The organism is Verrucomicrobiales bacterium (assembly GCA_016793885.1).
GTDB lineage: Bacteria > Verrucomicrobiota > Verrucomicrobiia > Limisphaerales > UBA11320 > UBA11320.
This window is the reverse complement of the sequence record JAEUHE010000141.1, coordinates 39,267-63,648: the sequence shown is the minus strand read 5'-3', so window position 1 is coordinate 63,648 and position 24,382 is coordinate 39,267. Positions and strand designations below refer to the sequence as shown.

General features: G+C 57.7%; 21 protein-coding genes. 13 read left to right on the top strand and 8 right to left on the bottom strand.

What is annotated here, in order from left to right; genetic code table 11:
• The first annotated feature begins 92 nt into the window (after nt 1–92).
• From JNN07_15865 to JNN07_15850, 4 genes are all read left to right on the top strand, one after another.
• The gene (locus tag JNN07_15865; protein MBL9169217.1) at nt 93–3,068 is read left to right on the top strand and encodes a hypothetical protein; all 2,976 of its coding nucleotides are present in this window, start codon (nt 93–95) and stop codon (nt 3,066–3,068) included.
• A 374-nt stretch (nt 3,069–3,442) separates the two neighbouring features.
• Nucleotides 3,443–4,132 (top strand): VIT family protein, encoded by a 690-nt coding sequence (locus JNN07_15860; protein ID MBL9169216.1) that lies wholly within the window; start codon nt 3,443–3,445, stop codon nt 4,130–4,132.
• Between the two features lie 133 nt (nt 4,133–4,265).
• On the top strand, nt 4,266–5,273 hold the full coding sequence (locus JNN07_15855) for a sodium-dependent bicarbonate transport family permease (protein ID MBL9169215.1): 1,008 nt from the start codon (nt 4,266–4,268) through the stop codon (nt 5,271–5,273).
• Nucleotide 5,274: 1 nt separating this feature from the next.
• Nucleotides 5,275–5,577: a hypothetical protein gene (locus tag JNN07_15850; protein MBL9169214.1), complete on the top strand. Its 303-nt coding sequence runs from the start codon at nt 5,275–5,277 to the stop codon at nt 5,575–5,577.
• A gap of 20 nt (nt 5,578–5,597) precedes the next feature.
• Here the strand turns inward: JNN07_15850 and JNN07_15845 are convergent, their stop codons facing one another.
• The gene (locus JNN07_15845) at nt 5,598–6,494 is read right to left on the bottom strand and encodes a LysR family transcriptional regulator (protein MBL9169213.1); all 897 of its coding nucleotides are present in this window, start codon (nt 6,492–6,494) and stop codon (nt 5,598–5,600) included.
• Between the two features lie 124 nt (nt 6,495–6,618).
• Between JNN07_15845 and JNN07_15840 the strand changes: the two genes are divergently transcribed.
• The 5 genes from JNN07_15840 to JNN07_15820 are packed head-to-tail and all read left to right on the top strand — an operon-like array spanning nt 6,619 to nt 10,459.
• The gene (locus JNN07_15840) at nt 6,619–6,975 is read left to right on the top strand and encodes a hypothetical protein (protein MBL9169212.1); all 357 of its coding nucleotides are present in this window, start codon (nt 6,619–6,621) and stop codon (nt 6,973–6,975) included.
• Entirely contained in the window at nt 6,972–7,925 is a 954-nt protein-coding gene (locus JNN07_15835; GenBank protein MBL9169211.1) for a TerC family protein, read from the top strand. Before JNN07_15840 ends, JNN07_15835 begins: the two co-directional genes overlap by 4 nt.
• Nucleotides 7,922–8,581, top strand: a complete 660-nt coding sequence (locus JNN07_15830) for an exopolysaccharide biosynthesis protein (protein MBL9169210.1) — start codon at nt 7,922–7,924, stop codon at nt 8,579–8,581. The genes JNN07_15835 and JNN07_15830 overlap by 4 nt, the downstream gene beginning before the upstream one ends.
• A gap of 10 nt (nt 8,582–8,591) precedes the next feature.
• Nucleotides 8,592–8,834, top strand: a complete 243-nt coding sequence (locus JNN07_15825; protein ID MBL9169209.1) for a DUF3311 domain-containing protein — start codon at nt 8,592–8,594, stop codon at nt 8,832–8,834.
• Complete coding sequence (locus JNN07_15820; GenBank protein MBL9169208.1) at nt 8,831–10,459, top strand: sodium:solute symporter family protein; 1,629 nt, start codon at nt 8,831–8,833, stop codon at nt 10,457–10,459. Before JNN07_15825 ends, JNN07_15820 begins: the two co-directional genes overlap by 4 nt.
• 9 nt (nt 10,460–10,468) lie before the next feature.
• On the opposite strand, the gene JNN07_15815 is transcribed toward JNN07_15820, so the two are convergent.
• Nucleotides 10,469–11,338: a cytochrome c gene (locus JNN07_15815; protein ID MBL9169207.1), complete on the bottom strand. Its 870-nt coding sequence runs from the start codon at nt 11,336–11,338 to the stop codon at nt 10,469–10,471.
• Between the two features lie 144 nt (nt 11,339–11,482).
• Nucleotides 11,483–12,721, bottom strand: coding sequence for a CotH kinase family protein (locus tag JNN07_15810; protein MBL9169206.1), 1,239 nt, complete (start codon nt 12,719–12,721; stop codon nt 11,483–11,485).
• Here JNN07_15810 and JNN07_15805 point away from each other — a divergent pair.
• Together JNN07_15805 and JNN07_15800 are read left to right on the top strand one after the other, a co-directional pair.
• Nucleotides 12,702–13,820: a phosphotransferase gene (locus tag JNN07_15805; GenBank protein MBL9169205.1), complete on the top strand. Its 1,119-nt coding sequence runs from the start codon at nt 12,702–12,704 to the stop codon at nt 13,818–13,820. The genes JNN07_15810 and JNN07_15805 overlap by 20 nt on opposite strands.
• A gap of 134 nt (nt 13,821–13,954) precedes the next feature.
• Complete coding sequence (locus JNN07_15800) at nt 13,955–14,317, top strand: DUF1428 domain-containing protein (protein MBL9169204.1); 363 nt, start codon at nt 13,955–13,957, stop codon at nt 14,315–14,317.
• A gap of 601 nt (nt 14,318–14,918) precedes the next feature.
• Here the strand turns inward: JNN07_15800 and JNN07_15795 are convergent.
• Both JNN07_15795 and JNN07_15790 read right to left on the bottom strand, forming a co-directional pair.
• Nucleotides 14,919–15,500, bottom strand: coding sequence for a GNAT family N-acetyltransferase (locus JNN07_15795; GenBank protein MBL9169203.1), 582 nt, complete (start codon nt 15,498–15,500; stop codon nt 14,919–14,921).
• Between the two features lie 326 nt (nt 15,501–15,826).
• Nucleotides 15,827–16,684: a TIGR00730 family Rossman fold protein gene (locus tag JNN07_15790; protein MBL9169202.1), complete on the bottom strand. Its 858-nt coding sequence runs from the start codon at nt 16,682–16,684 to the stop codon at nt 15,827–15,829.
• A gap of 175 nt (nt 16,685–16,859) precedes the next feature.
• Here JNN07_15790 and JNN07_15785 point away from each other — a divergent pair, with 175 nt between their 5' ends.
• Nucleotides 16,860–19,055 carry a GH32 C-terminal domain-containing protein gene (locus JNN07_15785; protein ID MBL9169201.1) on the top strand — a complete coding sequence of 732 codons (2,196 nt, stop codon included), beginning with the start codon at nt 16,860–16,862 and terminating at the stop codon, nt 19,053–19,055.
• A gap of 2 nt (nt 19,056–19,057) precedes the next feature.
• Here JNN07_15785 and JNN07_15780 read toward each other — a convergent pair whose 3' ends face one another.
• Nucleotides 19,058–19,489 (bottom strand): hypothetical protein, encoded by a 432-nt coding sequence (locus tag JNN07_15780; protein MBL9169200.1) that lies wholly within the window; start codon nt 19,487–19,489, stop codon nt 19,058–19,060.
• A gap of 225 nt (nt 19,490–19,714) precedes the next feature.
• Here JNN07_15780 and JNN07_15775 point away from each other — a divergent pair, with 225 nt between their 5' ends.
• Nucleotides 19,715–21,352 (top strand): hypothetical protein, encoded by a 1,638-nt coding sequence (locus tag JNN07_15775; protein ID MBL9169199.1) that lies wholly within the window; start codon nt 19,715–19,717, stop codon nt 21,350–21,352.
• Here JNN07_15775 and JNN07_15770 read toward each other — a convergent pair whose 3' ends face one another.
• Together JNN07_15770 and JNN07_15765 are read right to left on the bottom strand one after the other, a co-directional pair.
• Entirely contained in the window at nt 21,353–22,180 is an 828-nt protein-coding gene (locus JNN07_15770) for a TlpA family protein disulfide reductase (protein MBL9169198.1), read from the bottom strand.
• A 29-nt stretch (nt 22,181–22,209) separates the two neighbouring features.
• On the bottom strand, nt 22,210–23,874 hold the full coding sequence (locus JNN07_15765; protein MBL9169197.1) for a TlpA family protein disulfide reductase: 1,665 nt from the start codon (nt 23,872–23,874) through the stop codon (nt 22,210–22,212).
• Nucleotides 23,875–24,382: the final 508 nt, after the last annotated feature.

The following is a 24,382-nucleotide window of genomic DNA, read 5'->3' as shown; positions in this document are numbered from 1 at the left end:
ACGCAATGCGATTGCATTCATTGTACAGCCAACCCTGGGTTTCCTGAGTGTGTCACTGCACCGAGGGAGTGAAAACCTAGACCAAAAGACGTATGAGACCATCGACTCAAATGGGCCTGTCTATCCTCACGGGTGGACTGGCGTTCGTCGGCGCAGCGAATGCGACCGACCTCATTGTAAACGGAAGTTTCGAAGAGGATCCGAGCATTGGCTGGACCGGTTACTTTAAGACCTATAATTACTCCGCAGCCTACTTCACCGGGCCACCGATCCCCGAATCCGAGGACCCCGGCTCGCTGTACTCCTGGCGACATGGGCTGGCCGAAGGCAACTACACCGGACCTGCCACGCAGACCGTGGATCTGACCTTGGGAGCTTCGGCATCGGAGATCGATTCCGGCCTCGGTCAGTTTTCCTTCAGCACCTGGCTCGCGTCCTACGGTCAGCCGGGCAGCAATCCGGATGCCCCTTATCTGACTCTCCAGTTCTTTGACGCCTCGTCCGCCCAAGTGGGCAGCACCGTGATCATCGATCGCGTGAGCGCCAGCGGTTTCAACGTGTTCGCGGATGGCGTCAAGATTTTCGATGACAATGTCCATCTTCACAGCTGGGCAAAGTACATCCGCAACGGGACCATTCCGCCCGGATCACGCACCGCGACGGTCGGAATCACCCACAGCCCCAACTCGGGTCTCTCCGGCACACCGGACACTTACACCGACCTAGTTAAGCTGGATGTAACGGTCGGAACACAGGTCGCTCCCCCCTCCATTGGCGATGTGGTAGGTTCCCCGACTGGTTTCTCGCTGGAGATCGTGGAGAGCAGCGTCCCGCTTGATCCCGACACCCTGACCATCCAACTCGACGGTTCCCCCCTCACCCCGACCTCCGTAACCAAGGAGGGACTGGTGACGAAGGTCGTCTTTTCTCAGCCCGCAGGCACGTTCTTCCCCTCTGGGTCCTCGCACACCCTAAACCTGAGCGTCCGCGACACCAAGGGAAACACGGCCACGGAAGTTCGCACTTTCTCCGTGATCACCTACGCCTCGCTGCCAGCCACCGCGCGAGTGACTCCGGATACCAGCAAGCGAGGTTTCATCTGGCGCGTCCATCAGAACGCCGCCCTTCAGTCGAATGACAATGAGCGTCCGGAGCTGCAGCTGGCTGGCAAACTCATCGACAACGCAACGGGAGCGCCCTACGAAAACTTGGCAGTGGCGGACGCCCAAGGCGTGGCCATCGAGCCAGCCGCGCCGGCCGATCCGACCTGGGCCCCCCTCCGGTTCGAAATTGAGACGGTCATCAACATGAATCAGGCCGCGGGTGGTAACTTCGGAGCTTTCACTCCCGATGACATCATGCCTGGCATCCCTTCGGCGCTGGACGGAATCGCGGGCGAAATCACCACTTACCTCGAGCTGCCACCCGGGCTGATCACCATGGGGGTGAACAGCGATGACGGTTTCCGGACCAAGAGCGGACAACCGTTAGATGCCTTCCAGGCGATCGTTCTGGGCGAATACAACGGAGGACGCGGAGCCGGAGATACTCTGTTCACCTTCCTGGTTCCGGAAGCGGGCGTGTATCCGTTCCGCACCGTTTGGGAAGAGGGTGGCGGCGATGCCAACATTGAATGGTTCACCATCAAAGCCGACGGTTCGAAAGTTTTGGTTAACGACACGGACAACGGCGGTGTGGCCGCCTACAGGGCCACGACCAGTGGATTGAAACCGTTCGTACGGACGGTCACCCCGAGCCCCGCTCCGCGCCAACTGAACGGTGTCAGCAGCGTGCTGTCGGTGGAACTCCAGGATGGCGACAACGAGGAAATCGACGATAACTCCATCGCGCTCAAGCTCGACGGAAAGAACCTCGCCGTTTCCAAGGAGCGCACCGGAAAACAAGTGAGATTCACCTTCGAACCGGAAGGGCTGCAGATTCCTTCAGAAACTCATACCGCCGAGCTCTCGTTCAGTGGGAAGGCCGGAAGCACTCGCAACGAGCAATGGACATTCCGGAATTTGAAGAAGCTTATCCTCCCTACGCCGAAGATCTTGGAGACCTTCAACGACTTCGCCGAGGATACGCAGCCAGAAGGTTGGACCGCCTGGAACTTCACCGCCCATAACGCGGATGGCCGAGACATCACCAACCAAAAGTCCGAGAGTTACGAGAACTGGGTGCTGGTGAATGTGGCCAATATCCCGTCCATCGACGGCACCAGCCCGTTCAACATCGCCCCCGGACAAACGATCACCATAGACGGCAACCAGGTCGAGATCCGAAATGGCAACCCTCCCGAAGGGGAGTGGCCTGAATGGCTCATGTCTGGCAATGTGCTCTACGCTGAATCAGATAGCCGCAGCAACGACGACAGCTTGGGCGGTCCCAACAAGGGTCAGACGCAGTTCATCACGACCAAGGCTTACGACCTCTCCACGTTCAAGGACGTCGTGATCACGTTCAGCAGCATCTACCTCCAAAATCAGGACAGTCTCGGGGCTGTGGAATACTCCGTCGATGGCGGAACGAGCTGGCTACCGGTCATGTACTTCCTGGAAGAGCCCGATATCAAGGTGAAGGCCGATGGGACAGTGGATGCGCTCCGAACCTTCCTCGATCCCAACACCGACACGTCTACCTGGGTGGACAACGAGGTCCCGAAAGGCGGCAAATACGGCGACGGAATCGCAGCGCCCATTACGGAGGCGCTGAGCGGATACATCGTGCCTCGCATCAACGACGGTGATGTGGAGGGCAAACGCATCGAGATCGCCCGTTTGACGCAAGCCGCTGGAAAGAGCGATGTGCGTCTCCGTTTGGCCTCCTTGGGAACGGACAGTTGGTACTTCGCTATCGACAACCTGGCGTTCTACGACATCCCGGGAAGTGTCACCGCTCCTCCCAGCCTAAGCATCGCCAAGAATGGCGCTGCGGTGGTGATCACGTTTGAAGGTTCCCTCCTGGAATCCTCCTCCGTGAACGGCCCCTGGGCACCTCTCGCCGGGAACAGCCCGCTGACGCTCAACAGCCCCGCAGGTACGAAGTTCTACCGAGCGATTCGCTAAATGCAGGTCGCCAGGTTCATCCGACGGTGAGCCTGACGCGATCGATTCAATCCCCCTGGATGGCTTCCAGTCGTCCAGGGGGATTTTTGTTGAGCGAGGTTCTGAGCGTGACACCCTTGCGGGATTCACCCGCGTGTGATTCAAGACGAGAGAGGGCGTTTCCGCGCCAATGGAAAATCCCCGCTTCGTCGGGCCCTGAAAAGATGTCGAGGGCTACAGCACTCCAAGGCGTTCCGCAACGCGCTAGACGAATAGGGAGTGCGTGCAGCCCTCTGCCGCTTTTGCACTCACGACGGAGGGGGGATCCCCAAATCTCCACGGCGTCCACTACAAGACCTGGCATTGCTCAACGACAAGGAGCAAGATGGCTTCCTATGCCACATGCAGAACAACATCGAACCCACCGCGTAGGCTGGCTTCGCGCGGCCGTGCTCGGAGCCAACGACGGCATCGTTTCCACAGCTAGTCTGATCGTGGGGGTCGCGGCAGCCGAATCCACTCGAAGTAACGTCTTGGTCGCGGGCGTGGCTGGACTGGTGGCTGGCGCCATGTCTATGGCGGCGGGCGAATACGTCAGTGTCAGTTCCCAATCGGATACCGAGAATGCCGATATCGACCGAGAGCGGCTCGAACTGGCGACCGATGGGGAGCGCGAACACGCTGAGTTGGCAGCGATCTACGTCGCTCGTGGGATCGAAGCCAAGCTGGCCGAGGAAGTCGCGACCCAGCTGATGGCTAAGGACGCCTTGGGCGCACACGCACGCGATGAACTGGGGATCTCGGAAACGTTGAGCGCCCGTCCCGTCCAAGCCGCGTTCGCGTCGGCCGGCTCGTTCGCCGTCGGTGCTGCGATGCCACTCGCGCTCGTGGTGCTTGTGCCTAGCTCGGCGCTGGTGTGGGCGGTCTCTGCCAGTTCGCTACTTTTTTTGGCTCTACTCGGTTCATTGGCGGCCCGCGCCGGAGGTTCACCGATCTGGACATCGGTCGCACGGGTGACTTTCTGGGGGGCGCTGGCGATGGCTCTGACCGCCGGAGTCGGAGCATTGGTCGGACCGAGCCTGTAGACAAGACAACCGGGCTCGTCCGCAATTGAACCATTCACCACCACCCGCTCCGTCCGCACTCCATAGCGTAGCCCGGGCTCCCATAGGTTTTTCCTATGATCAGCATAGGAACAATCGAATAGGCCCCCTGCCCATGACTCCGTATGATCGGACAATGGAATTGGATCTGCTGCGAGCGCTCTCAGCTAACCTTCTCTCTCCGGCGGTTCTTTTCTTTGCCTTGGGCATTGTAGCGGCCCTGTTAAGAACAGATCTCAAATTTCCCGAGGCCCTGTATGTCACCCTCACCATTTACTTACTCACCGCCCTTGGGTTCAAAGGCGGAGTCGCCATCCACAAAGCCGGCATTGGCACGGTGCTGCTCCCCGCCCTGGCTGCCATGCTGCTGGGCTGCCTGATACCGCTGTGGACGTATCCGATCCTGAGGTTCGGCGGCAAACTGCGTCCGGTGGATGCCGCCGCCCTGGCCGCACACTATGGCTCGGTAAGCGCTGTCACCTTCATCACGGCCACCAATTACCTTAAGGGCGTCAACGAGCCCTATGAGAGCTATGCGACTGCCTTTCTAGCCGTCATGGAATCACCGGCGATCATCGTCGGCGTGGTTTTGGGCAAATGGACACTGGATCGGCAGAGCTCCCTGTTTACGACCTCCCTGAGGGACGTTCTCCACGAGGCGGTGTTCGGCCGCAGCGTATTCTTGTTGGTGGGAGCATTGATCATCGGCGCACTGTGTGGAAAGTCAGGCATGGACAAAGTTGAAGCCTTCTTTGTGACTCCTTTTCAAGGGGTCTTAGCACTGTTTCTGCTAGAGATGGGGATGGTCACTGGTCAAAGGCTCGGCGATCTCAAGAAAGTGGGGCCGTTTTTGGTCGCGTTCGGACTCGTGATGCCCATCCTCAATGGCTACCTTGGAGTCGTTCTTGGGAGTTCCGTGGGACTCAGTATCGGAGGGGCCACTCTCTTGGGCACCCTGGCCGCCAGCGCATCCTACATCGCGGCACCTGCGGCGATACGGCTGTCGCTTCCCGAAGCAAACCCGGCTCTGTACCTCACCTCCTCGCTGGTCATAACTTTTCCGTTCAATGTAACGATTGGCATTCCTCTTTTCTACGCAATGGCCCGCAACCACCTTAACTGAAATGACTACCCACCCCGCCAAACTGGTGACCATCATCTGCGAAGCCCTGGCGCGCGAGCCTCTGAAGAAGTTGCTAACTGAGGTAGGCGCTCATGGTTACACCCTCTTCACGGTTGAAGGAGAAGGCAGTAAAGGCCGGCGTACCGCCGAAATCCAGGAATTCGCCAATATTCAGGTCGAGGTGATTCTAACAGATGCGGTTTCACAACGCCTCCTCGCTCGATTAGAAAACGAGTTCTTTCCAAAATTCGCCATGGTCGCTTACGAGACGGAGATACGAGTGCTGCGAGCGCAAAAATTCTGATCCAACAAGTGGAAACCGCCTCAGCCCAAGTTCCGCCTGGCTGTCTCCGTGATCAGAGCGACCGCGGCGTGCTCGATACGGCGCTCCGCCGTCACAGCCTGGAAATGCAGCCGGCAGCCCGCAGCCTCGCCGATTGCCTCGAACTGGTAGTGATCCACCGCATCGCGCACCGCCAGGGTTGGAACCGCGATAAACCCCCGGCCTTCGGCCGCCATCACCTTCATCAAGGCCAAGTCTTCAAACTCCGCCACGATGCGAGGTTCGATCCCCAGCGCATGAAACCAGGTCTCCAACGTCCGCCGAAATGGAGTGTTCTCCGAAGGCAACAGTGCCGGAGAGTCATGCAGGGACTGAGGAAACCCGGTCCTCAGCTTCTTGGCTAGCCGCCTCTCGGCGCAAAAAGTGGTGCTGGTCTCACCCAAAGAGTGGTTAAAAACCTTGAAGTTCGTGCTGCTCGGCGCCACCTCATCGGCCAGCACGATATCCAACCGATGGGCGGCCAATTGAGCCAACAAATCGGTCATTTTTCCTTCCCGGCATATCACGTGAACGGTCTGCGGCAGGGAGAACACTGGTTTCAGGATCTCATTCGTCACCAGCTTGGGAAACGAATCCGCGACTCCCACGTACAGGCGCATGGCCTTCGCGCCCGGCTTCCGATGCACCGCATTCGTCAGCTCGCGGCCCAAGGCGAAAATCTCGTCCGCGTAGCCCAACACCACCTGACCGGCCTCGGTAAGCTTATTGGAGCGGCCTTCTCGCTTGAAGAGCTTCTCACCCAGCGCCCCCTCCAATTCTCGAATCTGCTCAGAGATGGACGGCTGGGAGACATGCAGCTTCTCCGCAGCTCGGGCCAGACTGCCCTCTTTGGCCACGGTCCAAAAGTATCGCAAGTGATGGTAATTGAGCCAGTCCATGCCCCGGACATTACTTCGGTTAAACCTAAGCGTCCATTCGGAAACGCGTATTAGATCCTCACGCGAAACAGACCTAGGTTCAGCCCGTGCATGAACGCCGACGAAATGAACGAGAATCCAGCATATGAAAATGACCTTGAAGCATACCAACATTCCATCAACGAACAAACTGGACTCCTGGGTGGAGGAGCAAGTGTTACCCTTGGGGCAGGCGCGACAAATCGACGAGGCAAACATCGAGCTCATTCGCCATGTCCAGGGCAGTCCCGCCTACGAAGCCCGCGTTCATTTGGTAACCCCGGGCCCCGACATCTTTGCCCAGGCGCGCGACCACACCATCCGGGCGGCTTGTGAGAAAGCTTGGGCCCAACTGCGGAAGGCGATCGCTAGCCGGGCGGCCAAGCCAGCAGAACAGACTACCGTCCACCAGAGTCCCGCCACTCGAATCGGTCGAAGCCGCCTTAACACTCGCACCGCATGACTGAAACCTTATGGCTTTGGGTCGGCTTTAACGTCTTCGTGCTCGCCATGCTCGCGTTGGATCTTGGTGTCTTCCACCGCAATGCCCATGTTGTGACGTTCAAGGAATCCATGGCCTGGACCGTGACGTGGATCGGGCTCGCGCTCCTTTTTAACCTCGGCCTGTGGTATTTCTCCGGCCCCCAAAAGGCGCTCGAGTTCTTTACCGGATACGTGATTGAAAAATCCCTCAGTGTCGACAACGTGTTCGTCTTCGCACTGCTTTTCTCCTACTTCGCTGTCCCCCAGCTGTACCAACACAAAGTTCTCTTCTGGGGCATCTTGGGAGCGCTGTGCATGAGGGCGGCCATGATCGTCATCGGTGCTGCCCTCATCACCAAGTTCGCCTGGATTATTTATATCTTCGGCGCCTTCCTGATCTTGACGGGCCTCAAGATGATTTTTAAACGGGAGGAGGAGATCCATCCGGAACGGAATCCAGTGGTGCGCTGGTTCAAGAAGCTCATGCCTGTGACTTCCGATTACCGGGGCGACAAGTTTTTCGTGAAGGAAAATGGCGTCCGCATGGCCACCCCGCTCTTTGTTGTCCTATTGTTGGTCGAGATCTCCGATCTCATCTTCGCGGTCGACTCCATTCCGGCGATTTTCGCGGTCACCACCGACCCGTTTATCGTTTATACTTCGAACGTGTTCGCCATCCTGGGCCTGCGCTCGCTCTACTTCGCGCTGGCGGGCGTCATGGACAAGTTCCACTACTTGAAGATTGGGCTCGGAGTCGTCCTGACCTTTGTCGGAGTGAAGATGCTCCTGGCGCACTCGCCCTACAAACTGGACACACTGGTATCGCTCGGTGTGATCGTGCTCATCCTGGGCACTTCCGTCGTAATGTCACTTCTCCGTCCGAAGAAGATCATCATCCCGCCCGGTGTCGCCGAATCTAAGGGAGCATGACATCTAACCCCTCCAGTCAGCCGGGGGACCCCCCCCCGGCGCCAGCGCGGGTGATTAAACGTACTCTGTCCAGCCAACTCGGAAGATTGGCTGCTCAGTTCTCGGGTAGGCAGGTGCAGCTAGGGGAGGTCATCGACGTCCTCCAGCTGCGCGGTTACAATGCCATGCTGATCCTGCTGGCATTCCCATTCATCACCCCCATTCCGCTGCCGGGCTTCTCGACGGTCTTCGGCTTGATCATCGCGTCGCTTGGACTCCGGATGCTTCTAGCTCAACGCCCCTGGATTCCTAGAAGGCTCATGACGAGGGAACTGCCCTCAAAGATACTCCCTAAGCTCTTGTTGGCGGCCAGCCGTGGGTTCGGCCGGTTGGAAAAACTCTTGAGACCCAGGCTGCTGTATCCCGACTATCCGGTTGCCTTCAAGAGCGCTAGCGGAGCGATCGTGCTGGCCTGCGGCCTCCTCCTCCTCCTCCCCCTCCCCGTGCCCTTTAGCAACGCGTTTCCAGCACTCACCATCATTCTGATAGCTGCCGCCGGACTCGAGCACGACGGGTTGGTGTTTCTAGCAGGATGCGTCCAATTCGCATTCTGCCTGGGGTTCTTCGCAGCCCTTTGCTGGGGCGGATCCGAAGCGTGGTTCCACTTGTTCAGCTAACTCGTTGCTTATGGCCAAATCCATTCTTCTCACGCTATTGGTGGCGGGGCTGTATGTGTTACACCAAGATTTCTGGAACTGGAAGCGCATCGAACCCCTGGTTTTCGGCTTCCTTCCCGTAGGCCTTGCTTACCATGTCATCTATTCGATCGCAGCCTCTCTCACCATGGTAGTCCTGGTGAGGTTTGCTTGGCCCAAAGAACTGTCTCCAGACGAACAGCCCGCTAGCACTAAGCCAAAGGAGCCCAAGTGATTCCTGCTGTCATCGTCGCCGTCTACCTTTGCATCGTCCTCTATATAGGCATCTTCGCATTCCGCAAAGGCACAGGATCTCGCGATGACTTCTTCGTCGCGAATCGGTCCCTCGGGCCTTACGTGTTCCTTCTCGCGATCTTTGGCACCAATATGACCGCCTTCGCCATCCTGGGCAGTTCAGGACTGGCCTACCAACGGGGGATCGGAGTCTACGGCTTGATGGCCTCAGCCTCAGGGCTGGTCATTCCTCTATGCCTGTTCTTTATCGGGACAAGGCTCTGGGCGCTTGGGAAGCAGTTCGGACATGTCACTCAAGTGCAGTATTTTCGAGATCGCTGGGAGTGCTCTCATATCGGAACCGTGATCTTCGCTCTCACGGCGGGGATGCTGGTGCCTTACATCATCATCGGGGTGATGGGTGGCGGCCACACCCTGGAGGCGCTCACCACAGTGATGGGACCAGATGGGAAACCGATACTTCACGAGGTAACACGTGATGGCAAAACGCTGATGGAGACCAAGCACTGGATCAGCTATGAGTTCGGTGGCGCCATCGTCGCGATCGTCGTGATGAGCTATGTGTTCTTTGGCGGAATGCGCGGCACGGCTTGGGTGAACATGTTCCAGACACTGCTCTTTCTGGGATTTGGGGCAATCGCGTTCGTTTTGATCTCCAAGAACCTCGGAGGATTCGATCGGATCATGGGTGAACTAGCATCAAACCCCAAGACCGCTCCGCTGCTCACCCGCGAAAGAATCCCCATGGAGGAGTTCTTCAGTTACACCTTGATCCCGCTGTCCGCGATCATGTTTCCGCACATTGCCATCATGTGCATGACCGCCGAGAAGGTTACGTCCTTCAAGAAGACCGTCGTGTTCTATCCCATCTGTATCGCGCTCATCTGGCTACCCTGTGTCGTGCTTGGCGTCGTCGCAGCTCACCAATTTCCGGGCCTCAAGGCGGGCGAATCCGATGATGTTATTTTACGACTGCTTACACTGAATACCGACGCCGTGCTGGCTGGCGTACTGGGGGCCGCCATTATGGCGTGTGTGATGGCGTCCGACTCCCAGATTCTTGCGCTCTGCACCATGTTCTCCCAGGACATCTTCGCGCACTATGGGGGAAAGGAACGTTTCGGCGACAAAGCGCAAGTGTGGACTGGTCGAATCTTTGTGATCTTAGTCACTGCCCTAGCCTATTTGGTCGGGTTGCGCTTAGAGGACAAGGCCGGCATCTTCGAGCTGGCGATCCGCTTCGCCTTCTCCGGGTTCGCGGCGCTTGCCCCGATCATGCTCGCGGCCCTGTTCTGGAAGCGGAGCACCAAGTGGGGGGCTCTCGCAGCAGCCATCTGGGTGATCTTCGCCATGTCAGGAACCTGGTGGCTCTACGATAACACCGCTGCCCTCGCTCCTAAACCGGGCCAACCGATGCACGAGATCTTTCCCATGTTAGGCCGGATGTTCCTGCGCAGTCCTAGCAACGTCCTGGTTTATGGCTATCTCCCCGTGCTCCCCATGGTCCTAGGATCGGCATTTTTCATGGTGATTGGGTCACTGCTGACTCGTCCCCCAAGCCGAAAGATTCTCGAGAAATACTTCCCTCCGAATCGTGCCAATTAACGAAGGGCCTCATTGCCCCTTCTGATCAAGCCAGGCTTTCAATTCAGCTATCTCAGCGGGGTTAAGACTGCGCCGAGGCGGCATGTATCCGAAGTCAACCAGGATCCGAATGGGATGCGCGTGCACCTTGAACAGCGGCATGCGATCACCATCAGCGTCATGACACTTGCTACAAAACTTTAAGGCCAGGGGCTTACCATAGTCAGCCGGAGTCTCCCCCTCAGGAAAGTGGAAACGCGAGAGGGGTTGATCGGCGATGTGTTTGCTGATGGCCGCAGCGAGCTTAGGATCGTTCACGAGATCGGCCCGCGCTGGGTGAATGGCGAGCGGGCCGGAAGAATGACATTTGTAACAGGTGGCCCCCTCAAACTTGACGCTTTCACCTTTCAGCTCCGCGAAATAATCCCAAGGCGGCTGAGTCGTGAGATCCTGAACAATGGAATAGTATCCCCACCCTTTGTCGGTCGATGTCCTCTGAACCAACAGATAAACGCGCGCCACCGCGTTGGAGAATGCGGAGATGTGATTCAACATGGGTTTGCGGATCACATCCTCCTGGGTGCTGATCAATCCAACGTCGGAGATAGGGACAGCCTTTCCCTGATCAAAGAGTCGACGAGCCTGAACCATGTATTCCTTCACCTCCTGCTTGGTCAGGCCGTGCACATCCGCGCGCCCATGAGGCGGAAGGGCGACTACTGCAGTGGTCCACTTCTTATGGATTTTGTCTACCCCCACCGTCGAACTCATCGCCATAAAATCCTCAGTGGAGTAGTGCGACAGATCCAGCGGCGGCTCGAGGAGCAGCCCGGTGCTGGTGGAAACAGCCGGTTTGATCAACGCCAGTTCCGGACCAGCGGCAGTGGATGGCGGTTCCACACCAAGACAAGGCAAGAGCAGAGCCGAAACGATAAGGTTGCCGAGGGCGAGAATGCGGATTGAGGCGTTGGCACTCAGAATGGGCTTAGTTTTTGCTACAGAGGTGGACTTGTCAAACCGGGAGACCCGATGTCGGAGGCGTATTCATCGGGTTTCCTCCGGCGTCACCTCGGTGCGCTGTCCGATTTCTCGATCCAGCCACTCCAATCGTTCAACGACCCATTGCTTCATTTGAGCCACGTCCTCCTCGAAAGTGAGCAGGTCAGGATAGCTCCCCTCGGCCGTCCGCCAGCGAGCCGAATTACGGCGAGCTGCATCGCCGACGATTCGCGCGTTCTCGTCGATCAGGTTCTGAATGGTTGATAGGGAAAAAGACCGGCTCCGCAGTTGCCGCCATCGACTCGAGAATCTCACTCGATACTCCGCCTGCGTCAGCAGGCGCTCGAAGAGATGATTCGAAAGCCACGCGTCGGTCCCAACTCGGCTCGCTTCCCAATTGCGCCCAAACGTGGCATCGTAGTCCCAGGGCACGAAAAAGAACTTCGGCAAAGGACCATTAGTCCCCGGTGCGTCACGCCCGAGGAGCAGGTTCTTGTCAAACCCGTCCATGTTGCTGGTCAACAACACGAGCAGGTGAAAGTCGATCGTGTTATCCAGGTCCAGGCGAGTGGCAATGCCCTTCGCTGGATCAAAAAATTCGGCGTCTTTCGTAGTGCTGACAAACCGGTTGAACCGGTCCAGCGGCCCCCAGTATTCCTTGATCAGTGGATCCGGCTCCCGCTGCTCGAATCCTCCATGACCCAGGTGATCGAAGGTAGCAGAATGATCCACCGCCTTGTAGAGACAGGCATGATGCAGGTTATTGCTGTCAAAGCGCTGCAGCCCCAACAGCGCCCGATCCACACGTTCCATGAGTAGATAGACACCGCGATAGTTGCCGTTGTAATTAACCTCGAGGAACCGACTTGCCGCCGCGAAGCGAGGCGCGTTGGACGTGGAAAGGGAACGGAACAAGTCGTAGGACAGCTTGTGCCGCATCAGAGAACGATCGACAAACGCCGCATTTAAAACCCAATGAGCATGGGTGCGCATCCCCAGCCATGAGACAGGCTGATCCAGCGTCAGCGCGAAGGACTTCTTGGGATAGGCCTGGGAGCTGGCTCCATGGAACTTGATCGTCCCGGCAAGTTCGCCAGTGCGTCCTGAACCAAGTCCGGGCGGAAAGACCCACTGCACTCGGCATGGCACTCGTCGGTCGGATGCGACGGGCTCCTCCGACCTGAGGAGAACGCGCGGCAAGTGGGATTCGACGGGCTGCTCCGCAGCACGGCTCGCAGACGTCCAGAGCCCCAACGTCACCAGCATGAAGAGCATGTGCTTCATCGCATTAACGGGTAAAGTGAACCTCGACGAAGGCCGTAAATGCAAGCTTGGTTCGAAGGTGGTCCTCATCGATCAGCCACGCCGCCAACCGGGCGGCCTGGACGAGCCGCATATTAGCCCTGGCGGGGACTTTGAGGATGGTTATGATGAACCTCAGGGCGGACCAGTCTTGGGCCGCCGGTTCCCGCATATGCAGCCCGGTGCTGACCCAGCTTTACGTGCAGTGATCGAGTCCATTCCCCAATGGAACGGACGAAACGCCGCCGTGGCGCCAATCCAAGCGGGCATCACGAATCGAAACTTCAAGGTCGAAATCGATGGCGAGGCTTTTGTGGTCCGAATTCCGGGAGTTGACACCCATCTGCTTGGTATCGATCGGGCCGTCGAGCATGCCATGGCCTGCGCGGCTGCCGCAGCTGGCGCAGGCCCCGAGGTCTTCGCCTACCTGCCCGACTCGCAGATACTGATCACCCGCTTCGTTGCGGGGGTGGGAATCACCGAGGAAGAACTCCAGAACGAACCGCGCCTCACGGCCGTGGTTCGCTCTCTGAAGAGGATTCACAGTTGCCCTGCTCTCGCTGCCGGGTTTCCAGTTTTTCGAGTGGTGCAGGACTATCTAAAAGTGGCGATGCGTCGAGGAGCCGATCCCTCCCCGGAGATGATCAAGCTTGCCAAACTAGGCGTACGCATCGAGGAAGCGCTCAATCGGAATGCCGTTACCAAGTGCCCCTGCCACAACGATCTCCTGAATGCCAACCTGCTACGCGAGGGGGATCACATTTGGGTGGTCGACTATGAGTATGCCGGCATGGGAGATCCCTTCTTTGATCTAGGAAACCTGTCGATCAACAATGGCTTCGGACCCGAGACGGATGAAACGCTGCTCCGGTGCTATTTCAGTGCAGTGACGAACGCGCATCGGGCTCGGCTCCAGCTGATGAAAATCGTTTCAGACCTCCGAGAAGCGGCGTGGGGCACGATACAGCAGGCCATATCCTCCCTGGATTGCGATTATCGTTCATATGCGGACCGTCACGCGACCCGCGGGCTGAGGACCGCCGCGGCTCCGCGCTTCAGAGAGTGGATGGCGGCCGTTTAAACCGGCTCAGACTCCCAGGGTCCCCCCCTAAAAAGCCCCCATTCGAAGAAGGCTGCTCAAAATCGTCTGGGAACTGTCCTTCCCAAGCATCACGGATCGTTCTAGAATTAACGGACATCATCTACCATTAAGTTATGAGCCAATATATCGACGGGTTCCTTCTCACGATTCCGAAATCCAAGCTGGCGGCGTACAAGAAGATTGCCACCAAGGCGGGGAAAATCTGGCGCAAACATGGCGCCCTCGAGTACCGGGAATGCGCAGCGGAGGATATGACAGCGCCTTCGATGATACCCTTTCCCAAGGTTACCAAGGCAAAGCCTACTGAGATCGTGATCTTCTCCTACGTGGTCTTCAAATCGCGGAAACATCGGGACGCGGTAAACAAGAAGATCTTCGCCGACCCCGAACTGCAAGGCATGTGCGAAGCCGCCAATGGCATCGTGGACTGCAAACGCATGGCCTACGGTGGCTTCGAAAGTATTGTCTCGCTCTAGCAGCAAACACCTCCGTCGCGAAGGCAGGGCTGTTGTGAGGCTAGGAAGCCCTCGGAGCAGGAACATTTTGCCCACGAACCACGCGGACCACACGGATGTGAGGAGAGGCCGCAACCCCGACCGCGGGGCCGGGGCGAGTAGCCGAGCCGACTGAAGCTACCGCTCTGCTGAATTCCCTCCGACTCCGTGTGTTCCGTGGGCAAAACTTTTCCTTGGAGGTTGTCTCGGCCTTCCATTCGAGCCTGGTAGGAGCCGAGGTGACGAGGCTTGGTTCATGGAGGGGAACTGGCTTTGATCAGCCTGATCTGCACGATCCGTCGGTTCCCACTGATTGAGTGCTCCTCCGCGTTCTCCGCGCCTCCGCGAGAGATTCCGGCAGTCATTCGGAGTCAGGGGAGGGATCTTTTCTCGCGGAGGCGCGGAGTGCGCGGAGAGGAAAGAGTTCACCTTCGAGACTCACATCGGGCGAACGAACGTGCCCATGATCGAAAAATTCTGCTCGTCCAACCGAAACGCCTAAAAAGAGCAGGACCAAAAGTTTGAACGAAAAGCGGACCCCCCTCGGAAAGGAACAAAGTTGTATACAGCCCTCTACTGCGTTTCAGGATCCGACGGAGTCGGACAGCTCGGAATCATTCCAATTCCAAAGCACCACCTCCCACTCCAAGCCATCGAACGAGATGGAATGGATCGTGCGAAATCCCATCTTCCAGTGGGCCTTCAGCGAACGGACGTTCGATCGAGCGACGTCGGTGACGGCACATTGATAACGTCCCTGCATGGATCGCCGAAAGTGCCCATAGATCTGGCCCACCAATCCGATGCCGCGGTAGCCCTTGGCGATGCAAAGTTGCCCCACTACCACATAAGGGACTTCTCGCAACAATTTCCCTCGGAAGTCCAGCGGATCGATTTGACGAAACAGGTCGGCTAGCAGAGGGTTTCCATGCCGAATCGCCTGCGTGGCAGCCAAGGCGTAGCCCACGATGCGATCTCCATCCACGGCCACGACGGAGGGCTCGCTTTGGTTCATTCGACGGAGGTAATCCAGTTCATACTCGGCGGTCAGGAAACCTTCCCGAGCCGCTTCTTCCTCCGCTAGATTTCTGCGCAGATTGGCAGCCTGGAGCGCCAAAATGCTCTTTAGCTCACATTCCTGGTCAACGAGCTTGGTTCGAATCATGGCTTCACACCGTCTTCGCGTGGCGATCGGGAGGGCTTGCAACCGCTTCCGACCAGACCGCGAAGCTTAAGCAAGTTTCCGAAGCTTCGTGATGCGACCAACCTCGACCCACTCCACCACGAAGATATTTCCTTCACGATCAAAGCAAGCCCCATGCGGCGCCACAAATTTGCCCGGCGCGAAGCGATCGCGCGTTTTTTCGCGGACGCCCTGATAGTGCCCTCCATCACCTAAATGTGCAATAAGCCGGTTTTGACGATCGAAAAATGTAACTCTCGCCTCGAGGTCAGGGATCAATTGAGGTAAAACAAACCGATTCTGAGCAGTCAGACGGAGTTGCGCGAATTGGCAAATCGCTTCGCCTTCAAAATGCTCCTTTCCAGCAACCAAGGAAACGTGGTGCGTACCACCGGGGTTAAACCAAAAGGCTTGATGACTTTTTCCTCAATATAGGCGGCCGCTTCCTCCACGGAATCCGTGCAATAAACCAAATCCAGATCGCTGCGACTAATGGTTCCGGTCATGGCCAGCTTCTCGAGCAAAAGACGTAGCTCCTTCCAATAATCCTTCCCCAGCAAAATCACCGGAAAGCTTTTCACCTTCCCCGTCTGGATCAACGTCAGCGCTTCAAACAGCTCATCGAGGGTGCCCAGGCCTCCGGGACAGACGACGAAGGCGTAGGAATACTTCATCAGGATGGTCTTGCGCACCGAGAAGAATCTCATGTTGACCCATCGATCCAGATAGGGATTCGGATCTTGCTCGGTGGGGAGCTGGATATTGCACCCCACCGACCGGCCGCCCGCCTCCCGAGCGCCGCGATTGGCCGCCTCCATGATGCCCGGCCCTCCCCCGGTCATGACCGTAAATCCAAGGCGCGCAATGGCGGCGCCCATTTGCCTGGCTGCTTCGTAGTAGGGGTCTCCCGCCGGAATGCGCGCGGATCCAAACACGGTCACACACGGTCCAACGAAGTGCAGCGCGCGAAATCCCCTCAGATAATCGGCGAACACCCGGAGCAGGGTAAGAAACTCATTGGTGCGGGAATGCGGCCCCTCAAGCAAGTGGTAATCAGCCAAGGAGTAAGCCGAGCGAGTCTCGGCGGACTCCGGTGGGCTGGTCGTGACACGCCGGTCACCGGAAGACAATGGCTTGGAATGGGGATCTTGCGAGGCTGGATTCATGACAGGAATGTCCAATGGGTCATCGCCGAGCCAGACGGCCCGGTGACAAGATGAAATGTCATCTTAAACATCGGGATCACCTTGCCGAGGCACCAGAGCCTGAACAAGCCAAAACCGTTTTTAGACTATGCTTTGAATCTCAACTCGTTCATCAATGTCCTACACGCTCACTCACATGAAACCAACGACATTCCGCCTCGTGATGCTTCTGTTGACCTCAGTCGTTGCCCATTCCGCCGCCGCCGCGACAACGGCTGAAAAGACCCTGGTGGCCTGGGCCTCCCCAGCCAACCTCAGCCAACGCGGGGGCAGCGTTCTGACGTGGGATGACCGCGAATCCCACTTTGATGGCATTGTCTTCGGGGAGGTGTCGCCGCGACGCTGGATGGCAGGCAGCGATTTCTATCGCCGAACGTTACGCGCGCAGGAGGAACTGGCGCAGGAAACCGCCGGCCCTACAACGCTGGTACAGATCGCCATCGTGTATCGAAAGGACGGAGTCTCCGTGTATCGCAATGGGTCGCTCTATTCGCACCACCCCGTTACCGAGTTGGCCACGTTCGGCAAGGGAAGCGCCGTGATCATGGGCTTGCGCCATCTCGACGCTCAGGATGGTGCCTGCTTCGCCGGAACCATCGACGATGCTCGCCTCTACGATCTCGCCCTCTCGTCGGCCCAGATCCAGGCACTAAAGCCGAATGAGCCCTCCGACCCCAAACCTTTTGCGTGGTGGCATTTCGAAGATGGAAGGCCGGAGGATGCCATGGCCAATTTCCCCGCAGGCAAGCTGGCGGGCAATGCGCGAATTGAGTCCGGCCGCCTGGTCTTGGACGGCAATCAGAGCTATTTCGTCTCGCCGCCTTCGGCAGCGCCGAGGCCGATCGGGACACCAGGGCCGGATGTTACGGAGGAGTTCATCCTGAATTATCACTTGATGCACCCTGGCGAGGCGAGCCTGCCCGGCGATCCGAATCCAGCCTTTTACCTCGACGGCACCTACCATCTTCACTACATCCTCGGCCACACTTGGCGCGGCAAAGGGTCGTTCAGCTTTGTGCACGTCACCAGTCCGGACATGCTTCACTGGACCTGGCAGCGAACCCAACTTCAGCCCGCGTTCACCGAGCACGGAATGTTCAGCGGAACCGGTTTTGAAACCAAGGATGGACGTCCTGCGGCGATCTATCACGGACAGGCTTCGGGCAGAAATCAAATCGCCATCGCTAAGGACCGCTCCCTGTCGGGATGGGAAAAGCCATTTCCTATCGATGTTAGAAATCCCGATGGCAGCGAAGCCAAGATCAGCCATTGGGATCCGGACTGCTTCTTGATCGGCGATACCTATTACGCCATCTCCGGAGGAGCCAACCCGCCCGTGTTCAAATCGAAGGATCTCAAGACCTGGACACTGATTGGCGACTTTGTCCGCCAGCATCCCTCGGATGTCACCATCGGAGAGGACATCTCCTGCCCGAACTTTTTCCGTCTGGGCAACAAGTGGATGCTCTTATGCATCAGCCATCCGCTGGGCTGTCGCTACTATCTCGGGGACTGGGATTCCCAGGCGGAGCAATTCGTCCCGGAGTCCCACGGACGGATGAACTGGGCACGGACGGATCAGCCGGTCTGGGGGCTTTTCCAGCGTACCGATTTCTTTGCGCCCGAAAGCCTGGTTACGCCCGACGGCCGTCGGGTCATGTGGGCGTGGGTCACCTCGGCCGGACCGGACAACAAACTGCTCAACAAAACCATTCAGTCCCTTCCTCGCGAACTCAGCCTCGCTCGCGATGGAACGCTCCGAATCAGGCCCCTCCGCGAGCTGGAAGGGCAGCGCTCCCAGTCCAAAGTGCTGACCCAGGTCAAGCTGCAGCACCCCATCACCGGGCATGGAGATCGGGTGCCGCCTCGAAATGGACCCGCGCTGCAAACCATCGCTGAGCTGGAAAGCGACTCCCTGGAGATTCGCATCACCGTAAACCGGGCTGAGGCCGCGCGAAAGCTCTTTGGCTTCATGCTTTTTGCCGACGGCAAGGGCGGAGGACTCCCAATCCTCCTCCGACCGGAGACGTCCACGGTCCGGTTGGGAAGCGTCGAAGCTCCCTTTTCCGTTGCCAGCCTGGAGCCCGGGGAGAACGTCGATCTGCGGATCTTTATCGACAAATACCTCGTCGAGGTTTTTGTCAACGATCGACAGGCGCTCCTAGCAGCCCACCTGGATCGTCCCGCGAAGTCCGTGCTCGAGGGATTCACGGTGGGAGCTGCCACTCAACTCGATCGAGTGGAAGTTTGGAACCTCAAACCCACGAATCAAGGTCTCCGAGAGGCCCAAAAATCTCGAGTGTGGGAACCAAGCCGCAACAGCTCGCTCTAGGCCTAGCTCTCTGCGGCGGCCTTTTGGGAGTGGCGAAGGCTCACCTCACGAAGTAATGCTTGCCCGATGAGATCGGAAGCCTCGGGCTTAAACCCGGTCTCATGGAGTAAATCCTGCAATGACGAGGCATCCTCCACCACGACTTTCGCGGACAGGGTTTCGGCACGTTGTATGATCGCAGCGATGGCGTCGAAGTAGGTAAGTTGGTCCCGGACCACTTCGGGCAACGCCAGATAGAGATAAAAGTGAAGCCAGGTTCCCCGCTTCGTCAGCACAAAGGAGCACTGGCGCATTCTCGGATCGTCAGGAGCTGCCCCATCCTGAGTGACGATAAACGGCCCTCGACCTTCCACATGATGAACCAGTTGGCACAGGTTCTGAACGTGAAAGTCCTGGAACTGATTCGTGATTGAATTGGCAAGTTTCACAATCATAGTCGTTCCGTTCTTCCCTTCTCTGAGCCGAGCCATAGGAAAAGGTTACAACTACCGAGATCGTTCCCGCTGTTAGAACGCTGACCACTCCGAATCCTGCAATCGGCGGTCAAAACAAAGCAAAGCGAGGAGAGTGTCGATCGCCATCGGGGCGGAGGTTGATGGCAGAAGATGAAGACACGTCATCATTCCAGACCCACCAACAGCAGCCAGAAGTCCCCGACTATGCCTTTCGAAGCCGATTGGGGTCGCAGACTTCATATCATCCTGGAAGGCGGCACAAAGTTCGGCCTAGCTCTTAGAACTCTGTTTTTGGGTTTGGGCTTACTCATCCCGGCGTACTCCGCAGAGTTAACCGATGTCACGTCCTCTCACTTTAGCGGGTCAGCGAACTGTGCCTTCTGCCATGACCAGTGGGGGCGGGGTCTTACCGACAAACTTGGTAATGACGTGTCGATCGCCGGTGACTGGCGGGGAACCATGATGGCGCATTCCTTCAAAGATCCTCTCTGGCGCGCTGTCATGGAAGCGGAGGTCGAGGCTCACCCCAAGCTGCGTAAGTTCATCGAGAACAAGTGTCAAACCTGTCATGCGCCCATGGCGAAAACGCAAGCGACCCAGGATGGCCTGGGAGAACTGTCGTTCGCGAAGGCGAAGCAGATGCCTCTGGCGGCGGATGGGGTGAGCTGCACCCTGTGTCACCAGATCCAGCCAGGGAATCTAGGAACGGCAGCCAGTTTCAGTGGCCACTACGAGATTCACAATAACCGGGAGATCTTTGGTCCCTACGACGACGTGTTTGCGGGACCGATGCTGCGTCACGTCAACTACACCCCACAGTTGGGTCAGCACGTTCAAGACTCCAAGCTCTGCGCCACGTGCCACACCTTGTTCACTCCGATCGTGGATGCCAAAGGGAACATCACGGGGGAGTTTCCCGAACAAGTCCCTTACCTGGAATGGCGGAACAGCGACTACGCCAAAAGCGGCAAGCATTGCCAGGATTGTCATATGGAGCGTCTGAATGAATCGATTAAGATCAGCAGCCGCCCACCCTGGCTGGAAGGCCGCGAACCATTCTGGCGTCATCAGTTTGTCGGGGGCAACGCCTTCATGCTCGCGTTGTTCAAAGATCAGTCGAAAGCGTTGCAACCCAACGCCGACGTGGCGCAACTGGAACAAACGATCACCCAAGCGCGACGTCAACTGGCCAAGGCAGCTACGGTCACGCTGCGAGGTCAGCGCGAGGGGAATAAGCTCAGTTTAAAAGTGACGGTCCAAAACCTATCCGGGCACAAATTTCCAACCGGTCATCCTTATCGACGCGCCTGGCTTCATGTGCGGGTTATTGAAGCCTCGGGGCGTGCCGTATTCGAATCGGGCGCCGCAGATCAGAACGGTTCCATCGCAAGTCTCTCCACGGGATACGCGGCACACCAGGACGTCATCACTCAACCGGACCAGGTTCAGGTCTATGAGGCAGTGATGGGGGATGCCGCAGGGAATGCCACTCGGTCGCTATTGGGGGCCACTCAGTATCTCAAGGACAACCGACTTCCGCCGCGTGGGTTCACACCGGGTGGCCCCAACAACGCCCACACTGCTGTCCGAGGCGAGGCTGTCCAAGATGAGAACTTCAACACCAACGGCAACGGACGCGATGAGGTGACTTACCGCATTGACCTCGAATCGGCTGAAGGCCGGATTCTAGCGCAGGTCCAACTACTCTACCAATCCGTGCCTCCGGAAGCCGTCGCACGATTCAAGAACAGCCGAGGCTCCCCTGCGAAGGAATTTTACAAGATGTATGAAAGGGCGGACAAGACCCCGGAACTCGTTAACGAAGCAAAGCTTGAGTTTTGATCAAGGAATCACTGCGCGATAGTACCGTTGTAGGGCGGGTGCATTGGTGTCGCGGAAGGTCACCTGATTCGAACTGCCGGGGATCGTTGCCAGCGTCTCCCAAGCACGCAAATCCATGGTGGATTCAATCCGCGCGGTCTGCCCCACGGGAACATTGATCTGGAAGCCGAAGCCCTCATCGCCCTGCACCGCCGGCACGCTCAACAGTAAGGGCGCCGGAGCGGGCTGAACCTGATCGATTAAAGCCCGCCAGCTGAGAATCAGTTGGGAGAAATCGGTTTGGCCATAACCCAGATGGTTGACCAGCAATTCCCACGGCTTATGCGATGGGGAATTCGTTACCCCGTTGATGACTGCGAACGTAGGTTGCCCGCCATTTTGAAAATTAAAGCGCACTCGGTTCGTGCTCGTGCTATTGTAGTCGTTGACCACATGCTCGAACCCCTGCTGGCGGACAAAGTTGTCGGTGGCCGTGCGATAATTACTGCGGGGCTCCTGGTTCACCGCGATATGAAGGACCGGCACCCCGTAAGGATTGCCTCCGCGACCTACATAGTAGTCCGCGATTCCTTTGTCCACCTGCGGTGCGGCGGCCACACAGAAAGGACACCAAACTGCGAACCACTCCAGGAAGATGACCCGTCCAGCCAAGTCGCTCAACTGGACCGGATCTCCCGCGTTCACCACCGTTCCATCCGGTCGGCTAAACGGTTGACGTGCGATCAACGAAAAGTCGCTCACTTGGTCACCGACCTTGTAGGTCGCAGCTGCGACCAACGACAATGAGGACAGGAGCAAAGTGGCAACAATGGATTTGAGGAGGCGCATAACGTGAGTAGCGGGTTGTTTGGTGGTGGCTAGAAGTTGCCGGACCAGCTCAGCTGGACCAGTCCGAACTTGCGACTGCGATAGAGGTTGGTAAAGGGGGCGGTGCCGATGTCCACCCGGTCGTAATAGGCATGATGGGGGGCGGCATAGACTTTGAAGGTAGATCGGCGTCCTTGATACCGGATTCCGAGACCGAGTTCATAGGTATCCAGAGCAGGAGCAGCCGTAGAAATAAGGCGCGAGTTCTCGATCTCGCCAGTGTCCCGATAGAACCGCCCGGTGACACCAGCCACCCAGCGAGGCGCGAAAGAATACTCCACGGTCCATCCGGCATACCAGGCCACCAAGCTCGGATCTTCATTCGCATATCCTCCACTGAGCCGAAGCACCCACTTCTCGGCCAAAGCCACGTTCAAGCCACTGCGATAGGAATAGCGAGCATCGCGTCCCGAGGTGACGGTGAGCTGAAACTCGTTCAAGAGCCGCAGACGAGAGGTCAGCACATTCTCGAATCGGAGGCTCGGGGAATAGGTATGCAGGAATTCCCTGCCCCTCTCGAGTCCTGGAGTGGGATTCTGCGGCGTGGAGTCGGGAAGATCATACCCCGGGGCGATGGCGTCATTGGCGTAGAAGAGATTCACATCGAGAAAGCCAACCGTCGGCCGATACTCCCACCGCCATCCCGCCGCCGCATTAAACCCGCGTGGATCCGGAAGCTCGTACTCCGGGAAAGAGTTGAACTGCTGACGATAATAGCTACTCAGCCAGAGGGATCGATAATCGGTGAATCCATCGTAGGCCCCGAAGCTGGTCACCTGGGTTAAGGAATCACTCCATTTGTGACGAAAGGCCAACCCGCCGGAGTACTGGTTCTCCCGCAGATGCTGGGCGCTTCCCAGGGCATCGAAGGCAATGAAGGGCTCATAATCCAGAGAGAAAGTCTTCAGGCCCAAGCTTACATCGACCTCGAAACGCGATGTCTGAATCTTGTAACGAGCCAGATTGTCGGTCAGAACGATGTCATCCCCGAACAAGACTTCCATTCCAGCCTCGGCGGTCTGGGACTTGATTCCGTTGTTCGGACCGGATTGATCGTCCGAAAGCGGCGGATGACCGGGAACCTCATTTCTCAAGCCTTGGGCACTCTGTCCCAAACGATCGATCACACCACGCAGAGTTTTCACGGAATCCAAACCTTCTTCACGATAGACCAGGTTGAAGGTTCCTCCGCCCGCGACTCGGGTCCCATCGATGATCACGATGAAGGGCGTCGCGGTTCCGCCGAGTTTGTCCAGGAGCGCGCCATCCAGGTCGTTCACAACCAACTCGACGCCAGTCTCACGAATGTAGGTGTCGGTTTGTTCCGGATTCTGGGTCTCGATGTTCACCGAAACGACTTGAACAGGGATACCGTTGGGATTGCCTCCCTTGGTTGAATAGTATTTCTGCACACCGCCCTCCAAAGCCAGGGAGGCCTGTTTGCAAGGAGCACACCAGTAGGCAAAGAAATCTAGGACCACGATCTTTCCGGAGAAATCACTGAGCCTTAGGATCTCAGCGGATTTCCAGCGCGGCAACTCCCAGAGGGGAACCTCCGCCGAACGACCGGTTCGAAGCCCAACCTCGAGGAGGAAAATGCCCGCTAAGGCCCAGATCCTGGACTGGAAACCCCTCCATTGAACGTAGGATTTCATATTCAGAGGCGTCTATCTGCAGGCGGTGCACCCGCTGTTGGCCGCTCCACCCGACCCTGCAGCACCGGTCTCGAGCTGAGGAATCAGTCGCGAGCTGAAGTTCAGGGGTAAAGAGTCTGAAAAGAGCATGTTGGGCTGAGAAACCAGTCGTTGCTGACTCACACGCGGGCCCTGACAGCCGCACACCGCGAAAACAGCCAGGCCGGAAAGGGCTAAAGCAAGAAAGCGACCTCGAGGTAGCAGCCGTTGCCGGGCGATCGGTTCTCGCTCTAGGCGGAGAGCCCGGCCCTCAGGTTTCCATTCCGGTGAGTTGATCTGATTGGGCATGACGGTTTTCGGACAAAGTTAGTGCGTAGATGCCTAAGTCAGAGGAGCGAGTCCCCACAATATTCCCAGCGGGTCTTCGAATCTGGATCGGCTTCCAAGACTTGGTCGCATGACCTTGGCGGTCCTTACAACAATTCCTGTAAGGAAGCTAACCTCCCAGATACGACCGTCGGAACCGCGG

What these genes read in the sequence shown, in the direction of transcription:
- JNN07_15795 (MBL9169203.1), bottom strand. Translation starts at nt 15,500, where the DNA reads ATGATTCGAACCAAGCTCGTTGACCAGGAATGTGAGCTAAAGAGCATT.
- JNN07_15770 (MBL9169198.1), bottom strand. Translation starts at nt 22,180, where the DNA reads ATGCGCCTCCTCAAATCCATTGTTGCCACTTTGCTCCTGTCCTCATTG.
- JNN07_15800 (MBL9169204.1), top strand. Translation starts at nt 13,955, where the DNA reads ATGAGCCAATATATCGACGGGTTCCTTCTCACGATTCCGAAATCCAAG.
- JNN07_15805 (MBL9169205.1), top strand. Translation starts at nt 12,702, where the DNA reads ATGAAGAGCATGTGCTTCATCGCATTAACGGGTAAAGTGAACCTCGAC.
- JNN07_15865 (MBL9169217.1), top strand. Translation starts at nt 93, where the DNA reads ATGAGACCATCGACTCAAATGGGCCTGTCTATCCTCACGGGTGGACTG.
- JNN07_15835 (MBL9169211.1), top strand. Translation starts at nt 6,972, where the DNA reads ATGACTGAAACCTTATGGCTTTGGGTCGGCTTTAACGTCTTCGTGCTC.
- JNN07_15860 (MBL9169216.1), top strand. Translation starts at nt 3,443, where the DNA reads ATGCCACATGCAGAACAACATCGAACCCACCGCGTAGGCTGGCTTCGC.
- JNN07_15785 (MBL9169201.1), top strand. Translation starts at nt 16,860, where the DNA reads ATGAAACCAACGACATTCCGCCTCGTGATGCTTCTGTTGACCTCAGTC.
- JNN07_15855 (MBL9169215.1), top strand. Translation starts at nt 4,266, where the DNA reads ATGACTCCGTATGATCGGACAATGGAATTGGATCTGCTGCGAGCGCTC.
- JNN07_15775 (MBL9169199.1), top strand. Translation starts at nt 19,715, where the DNA reads ATGCCTTTCGAAGCCGATTGGGGTCGCAGACTTCATATCATCCTGGAA.
- JNN07_15850 (MBL9169214.1), top strand. Translation starts at nt 5,275, where the DNA reads ATGACTACCCACCCCGCCAAACTGGTGACCATCATCTGCGAAGCCCTG.
- JNN07_15845 (MBL9169213.1), bottom strand. Translation starts at nt 6,494, where the DNA reads ATGGACTGGCTCAATTACCATCACTTGCGATACTTTTGGACCGTGGCC.
- JNN07_15840 (MBL9169212.1), top strand. Translation starts at nt 6,619, where the DNA reads ATGAAAATGACCTTGAAGCATACCAACATTCCATCAACGAACAAACTG.
- JNN07_15790 (MBL9169202.1), bottom strand. Translation starts at nt 16,684, where the DNA reads ATGAATCCAGCCTCGCAAGATCCCCATTCCAAGCCATTGTCTTCCGGT.
- JNN07_15765 (MBL9169197.1), bottom strand. Translation starts at nt 23,874, where the DNA reads ATGAAATCCTACGTTCAATGGAGGGGTTTCCAGTCCAGGATCTGGGCC.
- JNN07_15810 (MBL9169206.1), bottom strand. Translation starts at nt 12,721, where the DNA reads ATGAAGCACATGCTCTTCATGCTGGTGACGTTGGGGCTCTGGACGTCT.
- JNN07_15825 (MBL9169209.1), top strand. Translation starts at nt 8,592, where the DNA reads ATGGCCAAATCCATTCTTCTCACGCTATTGGTGGCGGGGCTGTATGTG.
- JNN07_15830 (MBL9169210.1), top strand. Translation starts at nt 7,922, where the DNA reads ATGACATCTAACCCCTCCAGTCAGCCGGGGGACCCCCCCCCGGCGCCA.
- JNN07_15780 (MBL9169200.1), bottom strand. Translation starts at nt 19,489, where the DNA reads ATGATTGTGAAACTTGCCAATTCAATCACGAATCAGTTCCAGGACTTT.